Consider the following 17777-nt stretch of genomic DNA (forward strand, 5'->3'; position numbering starts at 1 on the left):
CTTTACTTCTTAGAGTCTATTGCTAGCTCTATTAATTTATCTATTAGATTAGAATATTCTAATCCTGTCACTTCCCACATTTTAGGATACATACTTATATTAGTAAACCCTGGTAATGTGTTTATTTCATTTATAAATATTTCTCCTGACTTTCTGTCTATAAAAAAGTCTACTCTTGAAAGTCCTTTACCATCTATTCCTTTAAATGCATCTATTGCCATATTTCTTATATTTTCCATGTCTGTATCACTTATTTTAGCTGGTATTTCATAAGTAGATGCTCCGTTTATATATTTATCTTCATAATCATAGAAATCTTTAGCCGGCTTTATCTCACCTGCTATAGACGCCTTAACTTCTTCATTTCCTAAAACAGAAACTTCTATTTCTCTTGCGTCTACACCTTGCTCTAAGACTATTCTTGAATCAAATTTTAAAGCTTCATTTATTCCATTTAGAAGTTCTTCTCTATTTGTTGCTTTAGATATACCAACACTTGAACCTAAATTAGCAGGTTTTACAAATACAGGATAATCTAGTTCTTCTTCTATTTTGTTTAGTTCTTCTTCTGTGTTATTGTTAAATACTATTTTAGTTGTATAAGTATAATTTACCTGTGGTAATCCCATTTGAGAGAATACTTTTTTACATACAAGTTTATCCATACCAACACTTGAAGCTAAAACACCACAACCAACATATGGTATTTGACTTATCTCAAATAGCCCTTGTATTTTGCCATCTTCTCCATATGGTCCATGTAAAACTGGGAATAATACGTCTATCTTTTTAAATCTTCCATCTTCGAATTTTATACCTACTTCTCTGTTTCCAACAGGTATAAGATTTATTTCAACATTTTTATTAGCTAAATTTTCCCATTGACCATTTTTTATATTTTCTTCACTACCTTCATAATACATCCATCTTCCATCTTTAGTTATCCCTATTGTAAATATATTGTATTTATTTTTATCTATATGTTTATATATTGAAGCAGTTGAAGATAAAGAAACTTCATGCTCTCCTGATTTTCCACCAAATATTAAAGCCACATTAAGTTTGCTCATTAACAATCTCACCTTTCTGGTTTATTTTCTAATTCAAATATTATATGCATTTTACTATCTAAATGATTATTATAGTCCATTATAACAAAAAAATAAAGGAGCCAAGCTCCTTTTTGCGCATTTACATCAATTTTCACTATTATTTTGCAAACACATGGTTTCCTATTCTCATGTGAGGACTCAAAGTTTTTATCCACTTGCAAGTGGCTATATCTGGATTCCAAAAATATATAGATTCGTTAGTTGGGTCACTTCCATATAAAGCTTCCCGTGCTGCTTTATAGGCGCTTTCTGTTGGATCCATTTCTATCGAACCATCATTTACAACAGAAAAAGCATTTTTCTGATATATAACATCTCTTACTGTATTTGGAAATCTAGGATCTTTTACTCTATTTATAACAACTGCTGCTACTGCTACCTGACCTTCATAAGATTCTCCTCTAGCTTCTCCTGACACTAACCTAGATAACAATAAAAGCTCATCATTTGTTATGTTTAAAACTTCTTTTTCTTGTTTTTTGGTAGTACCTTCTTCTACATTAGGTACTTCACTTGTTCCTAAATCTTTTCCTTCCGCTAGTACCACATTCGTACATAACAACATGTAGAATAAAATAATTAACGATACTATAGATTTATAGCACCTGTCCATTCTTATGTCACTCCTTTAGTTTTTTAATATTGAATCTATGATTTCTGCTATTTTAAACTTAACTTCTACTCTACTAACTTCTTCTTTAGTTTTATGAGTTATTAGATTGTATTCTTCTTCAGTTAATACTTCCTTTAACTTTTCATCTGTAGCCTTATCTATAACTCCATTTTCTTCATCTATAAAACATAAAGGTGGAAACATCACACACCACCAATTTTTACCTGTTCCCTCTCCGATAACTATCTTCAAAGCCTTGTATTCCCCTGCTGGAAGAACTACACTTGAATATTGCTTAGTTGGAAAATTACTATATTCTATTCCTACCTTTATGTCATAAGTATATCCATTTTCTTTTATAATATTCTCACTTATTCTTTCTATTTGGTCATATTCATTCTTTATTATTTCTTCACTTTGGCTTATACTTTTTGATTTTAATAGTTTAGGTTGAAGATACTCAATAACTGCATCTCTTACTTTTAGTTTTAATTCTTGATCTTCATCTGAATCACTATTTGCTATAACATGAAACCTTATCAACTTATCTTTATAATTTTCTGATAAAGAATTAATATTATTGACTTCTCCGCTTATAGTTATTGTCATTAAACTTATAACACTTATAAGACTTAATACTAATATTATTAATCTTAACTTTATTTTATTCATAATTATTTCCCCCTCAAAATATTTCTATTTTGAGTATATCCAATCTTCACTTTTTTATACTTTTGCATTAGAATTTTAGATTACTTTATTTTATATATCAGAGTTCTATTTTTAATTCATATATAAAAAATACAGACTATGTTAGCCTAATTCGCGATGTATATCACAGACTATTTATAAATATTTATTAATAGTTTAAAATTTTTTAATAAACTATTAATAAAATTAAATAAACTGGTTAAAATAATAACTGTAACGGACAGGTAAACAATTTCTATCTTATCCGAAATATATGGGAATATGGCTCAGTAGGTAGAGCAATTGACTGTTAATCAATGGGTCACAGGTTCGAGCCCTGTTATTCCCGCCAATTTAAAAACTCTTAGTTTAGGCTAAGAGTTTTTTATTTTGTTACAATAAAAAAAGAAGGTTTTACCTTCTTTTAAATTTCTTTATTATTTACGGTTCTTTCTATCATAAAGTTTTCTGCCTTTTCAATATGCTCTTTAGCATATTTTTTAGCAAGTTCATTATCTCCCTTTTTTATTGCATCTACAATAGCCCTATGCTCATCTATTATATTTTTCACTGTTTCATAATCAGCTATATATGTCTCTCTAAATCTGTATACTTGCTCCCATAAAGAATTTATCAACTGATGAAGCTTTTTATTGTTAGTTGATTTAAATATACACTCATGAAACTCTACATCTTTTTTTAGAAGAGTATCAACGTCTGAGCATTTAGCACTTTCTTCAAATTCTTTCGCTATTTTTTCAAGTTCTTTTATATTTTCTGGATTTATTCTTTCTGCTGCTAGAGATGACGCTAATCCTTCTAGCGTTGCTCTTATCTCTAATACGTCTATTATATCTTTTAATGACATATTAGCTACATAAGCACCTTTTCTAGGCAACATAACAACAAGTCCTTCTAACTCAAGTTTTCTTATAGCTTCTCTTACTGGAGTTCTACTTACGCCTAACTGTTCTGCTAACTGAACCTCCATTAATCTTTGCCCTGGATTTAACTTTCCTTCTACTATTGCTTCTCTAAGATTTTCAAATACTACATCTCTTAGAGGCTTATAATCATCTAGATTTAATTTAGTTAAGTTATCCACAAATTTCAACTCCTTTTTCACTACTGCTTACAACATATACTTGAGAATATTGTTGTAATAGTATGTCTTTACACTTTAGTGCATTATCATATTTATCAAATAATCCAAATACTGTAGGCCCACTACCACTCATCATAGAACCTAAAGCACTATTAGCCATCATTATTTCTTCTATTTCATTTATTTCTTTATGCATTTTACTAGTTACATTTTCTAATACATTTGACATATTCTTTGATAAAGAATCTATATCCTCTTTTTCTAGGCACTCAATTAAGAATTTATTATTAGGTCTTTTTACTATATTGTTTAAGTCTAAACCTTGATATACATCTTTTGTAGACACAAATAGATTAGGCTTACATATAAGTATACTTATATTTTTAGGTAGCCCTTTTATGTAACTAAGTTTTTCTCCAATTCCTTCTGCTAATGCAGTTTTCCCAGAAATACAGTATGGAACATCTGCCCCTAACTTTAAACCTAACTCCTGTAACTCTTGTTCTGTTAAATTTAATTTCCAAAGCTTATTAAGTCCAACTAAAACTGCTGCTGCATTTGAACTCCCACCTGCCATACCTGCTGCTACAGGTATATTTTTCTCTATAAATACTTCAATCCCTTTATTTATATTAAATCTTTGTCTTAAAAGTTCAATAGCTTTGTATACTATATTGTCATTATCTAGTGGTATATGGCTACTATTACTCTTTATAACGACGTCATTTGTATCTAATTGTTTTATCTTTATAACATCATACAGGTCAATTGTCTGCATTATCATTTCTACTAGATGATACCCATCGTCTCTTTTTCCTAGCACATCTATAGATAGATTAATTTTTGCTCTGCTTTTTAATTCTATAGAATTCATCATATCCTCCTTGTATATAGTATAATGTATTCTCAGCTATTAACATTATACTACAAAAAATAAAATAATAGGGGATTGTCCCCCCTATTATTTTATTTTTTATAATATATTTTAATCTGCTAAAACGACTTTCTTTTCTAATATTAAACATTTTCCTGGTCTTAATGGTTCATCAACTTTGATCTCATTAACCTCTGCTATCTCTTCCTCTGTGGTATTATATTTCTTAGCTATATTCCAAAGGCTATCTCCTTCTTTGCATATATAAACTATTATACTTGGAGCCTTAGATAAATCATAAATTCCTAAATCATCACCCTTTATTATGAAACTTTCTGACTTCTTATCTATCCCCTCAATAAATCTCTTTATTTTCATATTAAGATCTATTTCATCTCTATTTAAATCTACATCTATTTTTTCTATACTAACTGTATTAAATACCTTACAAGTATCTGTTAATCTATCTATCTCTATATCATGCTCAAAAGGAATCTCTTCGCTTATTCTATAAACCATTTTTAGCCCTTCTACTGGAACATAAAGAATATCTACTCTTATTATACCTTGGATAACACTCTTGTTATCTTCTATATAATCATTTTCAATCGATATTGATGGGCAAACACTAACTATATCCTTTATTTGTATATCGTCTTTATCATTTTTTATAGTTTCTTTTACAACAAAATTTTCTGTTCCACTATATAGTATTTTATTTACATCTATAGCTCTGTGATCAAATTTTAATATTTTTTGAGGAGAGTACGCGTCTTGTAATACCTCTCTCGTAGTTTCATCTGTTACCTTAACTTTACTACTAACTGTACAATCTATGTCTAGTATACCTGTATTGCTATCGCCATTTTGCTTAAATGTATGGTTGAAATCTCCCATAAATAACATAGCCTCTTCTGTCATACCATCACAAGCTCCAGGAACCTCTATAAATTGTGTAAAATCTATCCCTATCCTATCTAGCTCTACTAATTCACCATCATATGTACAAGCCAATGGATTTACTTCTAGCACTCCACCAACTATTACTTTATTGTCTGCTATCCTAGTTTCTTTTATCCTAGCATTTGGATTTAAACTTATTATAGATTGTATTTCTTCTGTATTAACATTTATTGTATCCCTTATTACACTTTCTGTTTTCTCTATACCTATAATATCTTGGTAACTTATCTCTTTTCTATGTTTTTGTATCCCTTCAACTTGAGATACATCTTTAACTATATCTAATCTCTTTTTATCAAATAAGCTACCTCTTACATTCATAAGAGCACCAACTTTTATTTTTCTTTCATTCATAATAGTACAATCAACATGTTCAATCTCAGGATATAACATATATTCCATGTCTTGGACTATATTTTCCTTTTCTATAACTTCATTTATATCAATTCTTCCATCTACACTAGAAACAGTATTTTTGTCATCTGCTATATATATTACATTATAGTTAAAACTTCCCCTACAATGTATTTTGCCATCTGCTACCTCTATTTTTTTAATCGCTATGTAACCTTCTGTTTTTATAATGTCATATACATCTGCTTTTTTATCTGGTACAACTACCTCTGATTCTATAAACGTTTGAAATTTACCGAAGTCTATTCTATTATCTACTTTAATTACATCTTTAATTAATTCCATCTTCGTCCCCCCTGTATTAAATAAAACTATCACACTATATTTATATTTAAGGAACAAAAAAAAAATTACACCTATTTTTGATAGGCATAATTTTAACTTACGCTTAATTTATCTTGATGTTTAAATACTTTCAACTTTACGTTAGATGTTAATAAATCAGAGTAACTGTAAGATACCCTTGAATAACCATTTGCTTCATCATATATTTTTACGACAAATACACTTGGATAAACATTCTCTAGTATCCCCTTCTTAGTAACAATCTGTTTTCTTCCCTTATTTGCCTTAAGTAAAATCTTTTTACCTAAGTGCCTCTCTAAGCTAGTTCTTATATTATCTAGCGTTTGAACAGTGGCCATAATATCACCTTCTCTTAAACGATTATATGTTTACATAATATCACATTTAAGAGTTTTTGTCAAATGTTTAAACTAATTATTTTATATATTTTTGATTAAAAAGTCAATAGTATTTTTTAAAATATACAGTATAATTTGGTATTATTTTTAATAAATTATAGATTTAGGCATCGCCCATCTAAATTTGCCTCTTGTTTCTGATCCACCTATACCTTTCATACCTGTAACAGTTTGTTCTATTACTTCTTCTATTGGTACTATAGTATCTATTCTTGAGCAAGCTATTTTTTCTACCACAAAAACTGGATCTAAAGCATGTATCATTATTCTCCCTGGAGAACTTGCATAATTTGCTCCTGCTTTTATTAACTGCTCATAGTTTGACTGGCACGCTCCAGCAAATATAACTAAATTATCTAGGCTAGGTTGCCACTTTCTAGCTTGTTTTACTGTTTTAATAAAATTCATAGAATTTTTATAATTACTTAAATCTGTAGTGCTACCCTTTTTAGAAGTTAAAGCATCATGACCAGTGATTACAAGTATATCTGGATTATGTTTTTCTAACAGTGCTCGTACTTCCTTATACTGATTAGGCTCTGGTATAGCAATTCCGACTGCCGGTATTCCTAACTCTGTATAAACATCTAAGCATAGTTTTAGATATTCTTTATCTCCATCAATTTGAAGGACCTTTCCTGGCATACCATAAACATTTGTATTCATTTGTAATTTCGGAACTGCCCTATTCATCTTTTTTTCTCTTTCCTTTGCTTTTCTCATTGATTGAGATATTAAGGACTCTACATTTTTATCTAATAAAACATCTCTTATATTTGGTAATCTTACTGCCTCTAAATCATCTATTGGTGCATCAGCTAATATTCTAAATGCTACCCCTTTTAATATTGCCACTTTTTCATTGTTTTCATCTATGCTAAAAGCTATTATTTTAAATACTATATCTTTCCCATATGATTTTCTTACTACTATATCTCCTATATTCATAGTCGTCCTCCCTAATAACTGTTATCTTAATCTATATTATGTTCGATACTTTTTTTTGTTCCTTAAGAATAAAAACATTTTATTGTTGAAAAATTGAAAAGATAATGTTAATATAATATTAAACAAATGCTTATCGATATAAGCAAATATTTATTTCAGGAGATAAATATGACTGATAGAGAAAAAGAAATTTTAGATATTTTGAAAGAAAATCCTATGATTTCTCAACAAGAACTAGCGGATAGATTATCTATAACTCGTTCTTCCACTGCAGTACATATAACTAACCTAATGAAAAAAGGTTATATCAGGGGAAAAGGTTATATATTAAATAAAAGTAATTATGTAACTGTAATCGGCGGTTCTAATATGGATATTCAAGGGTCTACTAACTCACCTCTTGTTATGTTTGACTCTAATCCAGGTAAGGTTGATATATCTTTAGGTGGTGTTGGGAGAAATATAGCTGAAAATATGTGTAGATTAGGGGTAGATACTAAGCTTATTTCTGCCATTGGAAATGATTTATATGGAAATAAGATACTATCAGAATGTAAAGGACTTGGAATAGATGTTGAAGATTGCTTTGTTTCCAATGAAATGCCGACTTCAATATATGTTTCAATATTAAATGATTCTAATGATATGCAAGTAGCTATATCTCATATGGACATTTTAGAAAAAATAGATACTTCATATATAAACTCAAAACATCAATTTATTAATGACTCATTAGCAATTGTAATAGATACAAATTTATCTAAAGAGGCTATAGAATATATAACCTCTAAGTATTCTCATATTCCTATATTTGTTGATACTGTTTCAACAGCAAAGTGTATGAAGATAAAAGATATAATAGGACGATTCCACACTCTAAAGCTAAATAAATTTGAAGCTGAAGCTTTATCTGGAATAGAAATAAATAATTTAAAAGACTTAGAACTTTGTTCTAAAATCCTATTAGACCAGGGAGTAAATAGAGTATTTATTACACTTGGAAAAGATGGTGTATTTTCTTCAACTAAAGAAGATTCCATTAAATTAGATGGAGTAAAGGTTGATATAGTTAATGCAACAGGGGCAGGAGATGCATTTACAGCAAGTTTAGTGTATTGTCATATGAATGATTTTGACCTAGAGTATACAACTAAATTCTCTGTAGCATCATCAATAATAGCGCTATCACATAAAAATACAATAAATCCAAATATGTCTGTAGACAATGTTGAAAAAATACTTAAGGAGATGATTTTATGTTAGAAAAATATTTACAAGTACATCCAGAAGTTAAAAAAGCTATAGAAGCAGGGGAACCAGTAGTTGCATTAGAGTCTACTATAATTTCTCATGGTATGCCATATCCTAAAAATGTAGAAATGGCAAAAAACGTAAGTAAAATAATAAGAGAAAATGGAGCAGTTCCAGCTACAATTGCTATCATAGATGGTGTGTTAAAAGTTGGCCTTACTGAAGAAGAAATAGAATTCTTAGGAACAAGCAAAGATGTTGTTAAAGCTAGTAGAAGAGATTTACCTTTTATTATATCTAAAAAATTAACTGGTGCTACTACAGTAGCTACTACTATGATATTAGCTGATTTGGCAGGAGTTAGAGTATTTGCCACTGGTGGAATTGGTGGAGTTCATAGAGGAGCAGAAAAAACTTTCGATATATCTGCTGATTTACAAGAATTATCTAATACAAATGTTGCTGTTATATGTGCAGGAGCTAAATCTATATTAGATATAGGTTTAACATTAGAATACTTAGAAACTAACGGTGTACCTGTAGTAGGATTTGGTACAGATGAATTCCCTGCTTTCTACACAAGAAGAAGTGGGTTTGGTGTTGACTATAGAGTAGATTCTCCTATGGAAGTTGCTACCGCTTTAAAAGCTAAATGGGACTTAAATTTAAAAGGTGGTATGGTTATAGGCAATCCAATACCTACAGAACACGAAATGGAGTATGACACTATAACAAATGCTATAGAATCTGCTTTAAAAGAAGCTGAAGAAAAAAATATAGCAGGTAAAAAAGTTACTCCTTTCTTATTAGATAAGGTTAAAACAATAACTGCTGGTAAGAGTTTAGAATCTAACATAGAATTAGTTTATAACAACGCTAGAGTTGCAGCTAATATCGCCAAGGATTTAGCAGATATAAATAAGTAATATATTACTCCTAATTTATTATCTGTTTAAAAATTAGAACTCTAAATTATATAATTTAATAGTTTACTATAACCCAAAAAGGCACATCATTTATTAATGTGCCTTTAATCATGTTCTAAAGTATATGTATATAGATAAGTATTCAAATACTAACTATAAAAAAGGTTACTCCAACAATTTAAATTCATTAGAGTAACCTTCATATTAGTCTTCTTTTAAGTTAGGTATTACTTTTTTTATTTCTTCTATTTGATGCCATGTTCTTTCTAGACTGTTTTCAGATATATAGCTTTTTACTTCACTTAAGTTTGTAAATTCCTTTACTGATAAATCATCATCTTCGTTCATGTATCTTAGAATAAACATAAATTTACCTTACTTTCCACAACACTTCTTATATTTCTTTCCACTTCCACATGGACAAGCGTCATTTCTTCCAACCTTTTCTTCTTTAACAACTGTCTTAGATGTCTTGTAAGCTTTTTGTAATTCTTTTCTCTTAGCTTCTGGTAATATTTCATTCCAGCCTGGTAAGTTATATAACCAATGAGCTTCTACAGCTACCATATTGTAGTATAACTTTTCCCAATCTATATCTAATTTTATAGTGCTATCTGCTTCTATAGTTTCTAATGTTATATCTTCTTTTAAACTCTCACTTATTCCATCTATGAATCCCATGAAGTATTCAACTGATGTATTGTACTTAGCAGCTAATTCGCTAACTACACCTTCTACAACTTCTTGCTTGTTGTTTAATAACTCGTTGTATATTGAAGCTTCTACTTTTAAATAATCTTCCCAGAACTTTACTTCTGCTTCTTGACTTTCATGGTTATCACTTAAGTTTCTCCATTCAGTATATAAACTCATACGTTTTTCCTCCTAAAACCTTCTATAATATAATTATTAGATTAACTCTTCTATTATATCACAATTAAATAATTCTTTTAATACTTTTATAGCATACTCTTGTTCTATAAAGAAAGGGCTACTTGCTATAGTTATAACTTTAGCACTTTTTATTAATTCCTTTATTTTAGATACTCTCTTTTCATAAGAAATATACTCCATATCTTTAGAAAATATGTCTAGATCTATATCTAGCACATACTCTCCTTCTATATTCATTTCAAATCCATAGGAACTATCAATTATTATCACTTCTGAAAAAATATTGTGTTTTAATGCAGGCTGTATAAAGTTTCCTACATTAAGTACTTCATTTGTATATCTAAATACGTCATTAAGGCTATTCATATCTACATCGTAATTTTCAGGTTCCCTCATATCCTTATGTTGGTCTATATGCACTAATTTACAACCTTTTTTAAACTTATTTGATTTTAAGCTATTTATCCAAAAATAAAGAGCATGGTTGTGATTATCGAAAATATAAATATCCTTATCTTCTTTTTTATAAAAAACCATATTTTTAAGGCCCTTAGCCTTTATCTCTTTATCTTCATCAATCTCATTAAACACTATTTCTTCACCAACAGCAACATCTTCTAAGGTACCTTCTATTAATGATGGTACAAATATACTTTTATTACTTCTTTCCTCATAAGAAAATATATTATTTCCTATTGGTCTATCTATATAAAATCCTTTGTATCTATCCATAATATCTCCTTTTATTTTAATTTATTATCTAAATTATTATACTATATAGTTTAAGATTTTTTTATTTTCTAATTACCTATCTTTTATCTTACACTAATGTAATCAATCTGTTATCTATACGTAAGGCTTTTTTTGTATATTTATCTTATAATATGTATATAGAAAGAACAACTTATTTAAATTTTAAAATATCAATTACTTAACATAGACTATTAAATATTTTAGGAGGAATTATAAAATGATAACATTAATATTAACAACAATATTTTCAATACCTTTAGCTTTAACATTTTTAGCTTATGCAACAACTGACGGTTTTTGTGTTAATACTATGCAATATAATATTGAAGAAGATTCTATAGACTTAATAAATCTAAATAGTGCTTTAGCACTAAGTTTCGATAATAACTTATAAATTAAAAAGTGAAGTACTTCAAGATTATTAAATAATTTTGAAGTACTTCACTTTTTTAGCTTATATAAAAATATTTCATATAATTTATCAAATACAATATTTTTATTTAACGAATAAGTTCCAAGGATGTTCTTGTGGTGGTTCACAAACAAACTCCATTCTTTCCTTTGTTGTAGGATGGTCTATTTCTATTTTATGAGACCATAGAGCTATTTGTTGTCCAACTTTATTTACATCTTGTCCATATCTTTGGTCCCCAAACAGAGGATGTTTTCTACTTGAAAATTGTACCCTTATTTGGTGTGGTCTTCCTGTTTTTAAATCTATTTCAACTAAACTAAATTTCCCCTTAGTACTTAAAGTTTTATAGCTTAATTCAGCATTCTTTGCTTCTTTATGGTCTTTTCTTACTACACTAACCATATTAGTTTTCTTATTCTTATAAAGATAATCTTTTAAAGTATCACTTTCTTTATTCATTGTTCCATGTATAACTGCCCTATATGTTTTTTTAAAAGTTTTAGTTCTTACTTGATCTGATAGCCTAGAGGCAGCTTTTGATGTTTTAGCAAACACCATAACTCCACCAACTGGTCTATCTAATCTATGTACTAATCCTATATAAACATTCCCTGGCTTGTTATACTTTTCTTTTACATATTGCTTTAAAAGATTTACCATATCTTTATCATTTGTATCATCACCTTGAGATAGTATATTTACAGGTTTTTCTACAACTAGTAAATGGTTGTCTTCGTATATGACTTTAATCATTACTTAGACTCCCATCTTCCAAATATACCACATGGTAATACCTTACCATCTTTAGATGCAGGTATACCTATTTCTCCACCATATATTTTTCCACCTTTAGCTTTCTTAGCTACTGTAGCATCTAATATATGTTCAAGTATTATTGGTGATAATCCTGTTGTATATGAGTTTATTAAGAAGAATAATGGTTTGTCTGATAATACTTTTGTACATAACTCAACTAAACCATATAACTTATCTTCTATTTGCCACACTTCTCCCTTTGGTCCTCTTCCGTATGAAGGTGGGTCCATTATTATAGCATCATATTTATTTCCTCTTCTTATTTCTCTTTCTACGAATTTAACAACATCATCAACTATAAATCTTACTTTTCTATCCCCTAAGCCTGATGTATGTAAGTTTTCCTTAGCCCAAGTTACCATACCTTTAGATGCATCTACATGACATACTTCTGCCCCTGCTGCTGCACAAGCTACTGTTGCTCCACCAGTATATGCAAATAAGTTAAGTACTTTTATTGGTCTACCTGCATTTCTTATTTTATCCATTGACCAATCCCAGTTAGCTGCTTGTTCTGGGAATAATCCTGTATGCTTAAATCCTGTTGGACTTATATTAAACTTTAATTCTTTGTAGCTAACAGTCCATTTTTCTGGATACTTTTTTTTATGCTCCCATTGTCCTCCACCTCTACTACTTCTGTGGTAGTGTCCATGAGGGTTTTTCCATAATCCACTTTCATGTGGTATTGGCCACATAACTTGAGGGTCTGGTCTTCTTAAAACTATATCTCCCCAACGTTCTAATTTTTCTCCGTTACCCATATCTATAAGTTCATAGTCTTTCCATTTATCTGCTAATAATAACATTTATGTCCTCCTAAAATTTTTAATCTTAATCTATGTATTATATCATATATTTACCTAATATTTTCGGTATTTTCAATACTTTATATACTTATTCTTATGTATATATAATTTTATTTTTTATTAATTATATTTAGTTTCCTAGCATATCATATATAATAATTGATTTTTAATAGGGGGCGATTTTATGATGAGAAATTCTCAAGTTGGATACAACTGTATATATAATTTGTTGCATATAAAATTTAATGAAGACTTTGGGAGAGATGGAAAATTTTCATACGATTTACAGTATCCTTCTTTTTATGCTTTTAAAAATACATATTTTAAGGTTAACCCTTCTATACTTTCCCAATTAAATAGTACTATAAAGGCTAATGTCAATGACTTTAAAGAAGGAACCTTAAAAGAAGAAGAGGATATTGATAGAAAGTTTAATATTATGTCATGCTATGCTGTTACATTTAATAAAAACTATGTACTAAGCTCAATATTAACACTTAAGGGATTTGTAGAAAATGAAGGCCTACTTTATAACCAACTTAATAATTTTAATATTGACTTAAATAATGGAAAAACTATCTATCTTAGAGATATTTTTAAAGAAAATGTTGATTATATAACACTTATTACTAACTATGTTAACTATAAAATAAGCCAAAATAGAGATTTATATTATGAAAACTACGATTTATATATTCCAGAAGATCAAGCATTCTATATAACGGATGATGGAGTCGTTATATACTTTGAGTTAGATGAGATAGCACCTAAAGATCTAGGAGTACCTAAGTTTAAAATGTCCTTTGAAAGATTTGCCCCTTACATTAATCCTAGGTTCTTTTGTTCTCCTCAAAATATTAATCCCTTAAACGCTAGACACTTTAAATATTATCTTAGATAAAATATATAATTAAAAAAAGAGTATGACTAAGTCATACTCTTTTTAAATAATTTTTGTGATTCTTAATGAGTAAATCCATATTTTTTATTTTCTTGTTTTTTACCATGAACTAATACATTAGCATTGTTTAAATCATTTATAGCCATTTTTAAATCTCTCATGAATAATTCAGCCATATCATGACTTAAGTCTGCTCTACATACTATACGTTGTATTATTGTATTTTGTAGATTAACTGGTAATGGATATGCTGGTATTTGCCATCCTTTCATTGCTAATCTATCTGCTAAATCATATAATGTCCATTCTACATTGGCATCATCTTTTAATCTATAACATACTATTGGTAAATTTTCTCCATCATTATAGATTTTAAATAAACCAGTAGCTTCTATTTCTTTGCTTAAATACATTGCAACGTCTTTTGTACGTTGATGTATTTGTCTATATCCTTCAAATCCAAGACGTAAGAAGTTATAATATTGTCCTATAACTTGACTTGCTGATCTTGAGAAGTTTATAGCCATAGTTGGCATTGATCCACCTAGATAACTTACTTCAAATATTAATTCTTTTGGTAAGTATTCTTCATCTTTCCATATTACCCAACCTATACCTGGATATACTAATCCATATTTATGACCTGATGTACTTATTGAAACTACATTTTTTAATCTAAAGTCCCATTCAAGTTCTGGGTCTATAAATGGTACAAACATACCACCTGATGCACCATCTATGTGTATAGGTACTGATATCTTAGCTGTTTTATTATATTCTTCTAGTAAAGCATCTAATGCTTTTATATCATCAAATTTACCTGTATATGTTATACCTAGTAAACCTACTACACCTATTGTGTAATCATCTACATAATCTAACACTTTGTCTACATCTAAACTCATGTGTTCTTCATCCATTGGTACTAAACGCATTTCTATATCCCAATATACACAGAATTTTTCCCAACAAACTTGATATCCTGAAGATATTACTAAGTTTGGTTTCTTAGCATTTACATCTATTCCTGCTTCTTTTGCTCTATTTCTCCATCTGAATTTCATAGCCATACCACCTAGCATACATGCTTCAGATGAACCTACTGTTGATGTACCTATGTATTTCATATCTTCTGGTGCATTCCATAAATCTGCTAACATACTAACACATCTATTTTCCATTTCAGTTGTTTGTGGATATTCAGACTTATCTATAGCATTTTTTTCTAATGTTTCTGCCATAAGTTTAGTTGCTTCTGGCTCCATATAAGTTTGGCAGAATGTACATAAATTAAGTCTTGCATTACCTTCATTCATTAACTCATCTTTTATTAATTGATATGCCACATTTGGAGCAATAGAATCTTTCCCTAAAACATCTTTGGCTACCTCAGAGCCAGATTCTACTGTCCCAAATACTGGAGTATCATATTTGTCTCCTAATCTGTCGTTTCTACTAAATAACATTTTTGATTCCTCCTAATATCATTTTTTCTAATTATTAATATTAATAATTAGAAATTTAATTTTTTAGCTCAAATTATTGAGCATTTTTCATTTTAGATTTTTTATATATTGTTTTGTTGTTTGTTATACTATATATATACCTCGTTTTTTGTGTACTAAACATTATTTTTTCATTTTTTTACAATTTTTTTATATATTTTTTCTTTTTTCTAAATTTTCTTTAAAATATAAAAGAGTATTTTTCAACGTATATTATAAATTCTATACATCATAAAATACTCTTTTTTGCAATAAAATTTTATATTAAAATCATTTTTTCTTATTTAAGCTAATTATTTTGAAGATGAAGTTCCACTTTCTAATATAGATACTATAGAGAATAATGTAAAACAAATGGCTCCAAGCCCAATCATTACACGCGCTGGTATAAAGTATGCTATATTAAATATTTCAGCTTCAAATAAAAATGCTCCAGTAAATAAACATATAAGTGCTGTTACTACCGGTATTAAAGGTACTCTCTTAGCTAATGGATTTGATTTTCTCCATACCATTCCTAATAAAAGTACTTTACTTAATATACTGTAACATACTATCCCTAATCCAATTAGAACAAATCCTGGTGCTATCCAAGCAGGATTTGTAGCTATTGAAAGTACTGCTATCCCCCATATTATATCTATAGTTCCTAATATAACAACAAATATTGACCATTTATAGCGTTCTTTCTCTGTAAACTTATTTTGTATTTGTCTTACAACACTAGCTACTAGTGCTACTAAGCTAGTACAAACTAATGAGATTCCTATTAGTACATGGCCTGCTACAAAGTTATCAGTAGCTGAAGATGACATTAATAAATATAGACCTCTAAGAAAAGCAATTAATGCGCAAACAACAGGTACTGATATTAATATTTTAGCTGTAGATTCTTTAAAAGAATCTTCAGGTTCATCTCCTTCTTTTAAATTAGAACTATTTTTAGGTATTAAAAGAAATTTAGTTGATGAAGTTGCAACTGTTGAAACACAACAAGCTATTAATCCTAATCCAAATACTACGTTTCCTGAAACAATATATGCTGGATTTTTACCTGCTGTTTCAAATAACATTATTCCTGATACCATTGTAAATATTGATGCTAAATAACCTATGCTTGGTAAAACCCATTTATCAAAATTATTGTACTTATTTATAAGCTGTCTTATTATAGTTGCTGCAGTGGTAAATAGTGCAATACATATAGCTGTTAAATATATCAGAACATGGCCTGCAACTACAAACTCAGATCCTATTAATTGTCCTAAATTTTTCACATAAAACCCATAACCTAGACATACCACTCCCATAAGTAATGGTATCGCCCTAAAAAATATACTAATATAATAATTCATCTTTCTTACCTCCAAAAAAAATTTGAAAGTAGATAAAAATCAAACCAATACCTACATATTAATTATTAGCTTGATTCATAGCTACTTATCTTATTTAAAAAAGCAACTAGAATTATATTTAATTCCAATTGCTTTTTTAAATATATTTTACCAAGTTAGATTAAAGGTTTGATTACTAAAATCTTATTATAATTTAAGTTATTTTTAGTGAGTAAATCCATATTTTTTATTTTCTTGTTTTTTACCATGAACTAATATCTTAGCATTATTTAAATCATTTATAGCCATTTTTAAGTCTCTTATAAATAATTCAGCCATATCATGACTTAAGTCTGCTCTACATACTATACGTTGTATTATTGTATCTTGTAGGTTAACTGGTAATGGATATGCTGGTATTTGCCATCCTTTCATAGCTAGTCTATCTGCTAAATCATATAATGTCCATTGTACATCATCTTCATTTTTTAATCTGTAACATACTATTGGTAAATTTTCTCCATCATTATAGATTTTAAATAAACCAGTAGCTTCTATTTCTCTACTTAAGTACATAGCTACTTCTTTTGTACGTTGATGTATTTGTCTATATCCTTCAAATCCAAGACGTAAGAAGTTATAATATTGTCCTATAACTTGACTTGCTGATCTTGAGAAGTTTATAGCCATAGTTGGCATTGATCCACCTAGATAACTTACTTCAAATATTAATTCTTTTGGTAAGTACTC

General features: G+C 28.8%; 20 protein-coding genes and 1 tRNA gene. 5 read left to right on the top strand and 16 right to left on the bottom strand.

Annotated features, from left to right (window positions below; genetic code table 11):
• Window positions 1-2: 2 nt before the first annotated feature.
• The 3 genes from I4U89_RS12740 to spoIIR form a co-directional block, all read right to left on the bottom strand.
• On the bottom strand, window positions 3-1070 hold the full coding sequence (locus I4U89_RS12740) for a D-alanine--D-alanine ligase family protein (RefSeq protein ID WP_195940726.1): 1068 nt from the start codon (window positions 1068-1070) through the stop codon (window positions 3-5).
• 139 nt (window positions 1071-1209) lie between these two features.
• Window positions 1210-1725: a cell wall hydrolase gene (locus I4U89_RS12745; protein WP_195940727.1), complete on the bottom strand. Its 516-nt coding sequence runs from the start codon at window positions 1723-1725 to the stop codon at window positions 1210-1212.
• A 15-nt stretch (window positions 1726-1740) separates the two neighbouring features.
• Window positions 1741-2397, bottom strand: a complete 657-nt coding sequence (spoIIR, locus tag I4U89_RS12750) for a stage II sporulation protein R (RefSeq protein WP_195940728.1) — start codon at window positions 2395-2397, stop codon at window positions 1741-1743.
• A gap of 294 nt (window positions 2398-2691) precedes the next feature.
• Here spoIIR and I4U89_RS12755 point away from each other — a divergent pair.
• Window positions 2692-2767 (top strand) — tRNA-Asn (locus tag I4U89_RS12755).
• A gap of 72 nt (window positions 2768-2839) precedes the next feature.
• On the opposite strand, the gene I4U89_RS12760 is transcribed toward I4U89_RS12755, so the two are convergent.
• The 5 genes from I4U89_RS12760 to yabG all read right to left on the bottom strand — a co-directional run bounded on the left by I4U89_RS12760 (window position 2840) and on the right by yabG (window position 7423).
• Window positions 2840-3520, bottom strand: a complete 681-nt coding sequence (locus I4U89_RS12760; protein ID WP_195940729.1) for a GntR family transcriptional regulator — start codon at window positions 3518-3520, stop codon at window positions 2840-2842.
• A complete protein-coding gene (ispE, locus tag I4U89_RS12765) occupies window positions 3513-4394 on the bottom strand; it encodes a 4-(cytidine 5'-diphospho)-2-C-methyl-D-erythritol kinase (protein WP_195940730.1) in 882 nt (293 codons plus the stop codon). Before ispE ends, I4U89_RS12760 begins: the two co-directional genes overlap by 8 nt.
• A gap of 111 nt (window positions 4395-4505) precedes the next feature.
• Window positions 4506-6056: a DUF3794 and LysM peptidoglycan-binding domain-containing protein gene (locus tag I4U89_RS12770; RefSeq protein WP_195940731.1), complete on the bottom strand. Its 1551-nt coding sequence runs from the start codon at window positions 6054-6056 to the stop codon at window positions 4506-4508.
• 92 nt (window positions 6057-6148) lie between these two features.
• Window positions 6149-6415, bottom strand: a complete 267-nt coding sequence (locus I4U89_RS12775) for a Veg family protein (RefSeq protein WP_092921540.1) — start codon at window positions 6413-6415, stop codon at window positions 6149-6151.
• Between the two features lie 147 nt (window positions 6416-6562).
• Complete coding sequence (gene yabG / locus I4U89_RS12780; protein ID WP_195940732.1) at window positions 6563-7423, bottom strand: sporulation peptidase YabG; 861 nt, start codon at window positions 7421-7423, stop codon at window positions 6563-6565.
• Window positions 7424-7591: 168 nt separating this feature from the next.
• Here yabG and I4U89_RS12785 point away from each other — a divergent pair, with 168 nt between their 5' ends.
• Both I4U89_RS12785 and I4U89_RS12790 read left to right on the top strand, forming a co-directional pair.
• Window positions 7592-8686, top strand: coding sequence for a PfkB family carbohydrate kinase (locus I4U89_RS12785; RefSeq protein WP_195940733.1), 1095 nt, complete (start codon window positions 7592-7594; stop codon window positions 8684-8686).
• Window positions 8680-9600, top strand: coding sequence for a pseudouridine-5'-phosphate glycosidase (locus I4U89_RS12790; protein ID WP_195940734.1), 921 nt, complete (start codon window positions 8680-8682; stop codon window positions 9598-9600). Before I4U89_RS12785 ends, I4U89_RS12790 begins: the two co-directional genes overlap by 7 nt.
• A gap of 204 nt (window positions 9601-9804) precedes the next feature.
• On the opposite strand, the gene I4U89_RS12795 is transcribed toward I4U89_RS12790, so the two are convergent.
• From I4U89_RS12795 to I4U89_RS12805, 3 genes are read right to left on the bottom strand one after another with little or no spacing between them, the layout of a single operon-like run.
• On the bottom strand, window positions 9805-9966 hold the full coding sequence (locus I4U89_RS12795) for a hypothetical protein (RefSeq protein WP_195940735.1): 162 nt from the start codon (window positions 9964-9966) through the stop codon (window positions 9805-9807).
• A 9-nt stretch (window positions 9967-9975) separates the two neighbouring features.
• A complete protein-coding gene (locus I4U89_RS12800) occupies window positions 9976-10473 on the bottom strand; it encodes an SEC-C metal-binding domain-containing protein (protein WP_092921552.1) in 498 nt (165 codons plus the stop codon).
• Between the two features lie 36 nt (window positions 10474-10509).
• The gene (locus tag I4U89_RS12805) at window positions 10510-11226 is read right to left on the bottom strand and encodes a UPF0489 family protein (RefSeq protein ID WP_195940736.1); all 717 of its coding nucleotides are present in this window, start codon (window positions 11224-11226) and stop codon (window positions 10510-10512) included.
• Between the two features lie 238 nt (window positions 11227-11464).
• On the opposite strand from I4U89_RS12805, the gene I4U89_RS12810 reads away from it, so the two are divergent.
• A complete protein-coding gene (locus tag I4U89_RS12810) occupies window positions 11465-11641 on the top strand; it encodes a hypothetical protein (protein WP_195940737.1) in 177 nt (58 codons plus the stop codon).
• Window positions 11642-11743: 102 nt separating this feature from the next.
• Here the strand turns inward: I4U89_RS12810 and I4U89_RS12815 are convergent, their stop codons facing one another.
• Together I4U89_RS12815 and I4U89_RS12820 are read right to left on the bottom strand one after the other, a co-directional pair.
• Window positions 11744-12415: an RluA family pseudouridine synthase gene (locus I4U89_RS12815; protein ID WP_195940738.1), complete on the bottom strand. Its 672-nt coding sequence runs from the start codon at window positions 12413-12415 to the stop codon at window positions 11744-11746.
• Window positions 12415-13287: a class I SAM-dependent methyltransferase gene (locus tag I4U89_RS12820; RefSeq protein WP_092921558.1), complete on the bottom strand. Its 873-nt coding sequence runs from the start codon at window positions 13285-13287 to the stop codon at window positions 12415-12417. The genes I4U89_RS12815 and I4U89_RS12820 overlap by 1 nt, the downstream gene beginning before the upstream one ends.
• 184 nt (window positions 13288-13471) lie before the next feature.
• Here I4U89_RS12820 and I4U89_RS12825 point away from each other — a divergent pair, with 184 nt between their 5' ends.
• Window positions 13472-14188 (top strand): DUF3298 and DUF4163 domain-containing protein, encoded by a 717-nt coding sequence (locus tag I4U89_RS12825; RefSeq protein ID WP_195940739.1) that lies wholly within the window; start codon window positions 13472-13474, stop codon window positions 14186-14188.
• Window positions 14189-14250: 62 nt separating this feature from the next.
• On the opposite strand, the gene I4U89_RS12830 is transcribed toward I4U89_RS12825, so the two are convergent.
• The 3 genes from I4U89_RS12830 to I4U89_RS12840 form a co-directional block, all read right to left on the bottom strand.
• Window positions 14251-15654: a glutamate decarboxylase gene (locus I4U89_RS12830; RefSeq protein ID WP_195940740.1), complete on the bottom strand. Its 1404-nt coding sequence runs from the start codon at window positions 15652-15654 to the stop codon at window positions 14251-14253.
• Between the two features lie 332 nt (window positions 15655-15986).
• Window positions 15987-17048: a DUF2776 family protein gene (locus I4U89_RS12835; protein ID WP_195940741.1), complete on the bottom strand. Its 1062-nt coding sequence runs from the start codon at window positions 17046-17048 to the stop codon at window positions 15987-15989.
• Between the two features lie 204 nt (window positions 17049-17252).
• A partial coding sequence (locus tag I4U89_RS12840) for a pyridoxal-dependent decarboxylase (protein ID WP_243279218.1) occupies window positions 17253-17777 on the bottom strand: 525 nt, incomplete at its 5' end.

The sequence above is a fragment of the Romboutsia sp. 1001713B170131_170501_G6 genome, from assembly GCF_015668195.1.
GTDB lineage: Bacteria > Bacillota > Clostridia > Peptostreptococcales > Peptostreptococcaceae > Romboutsia_C.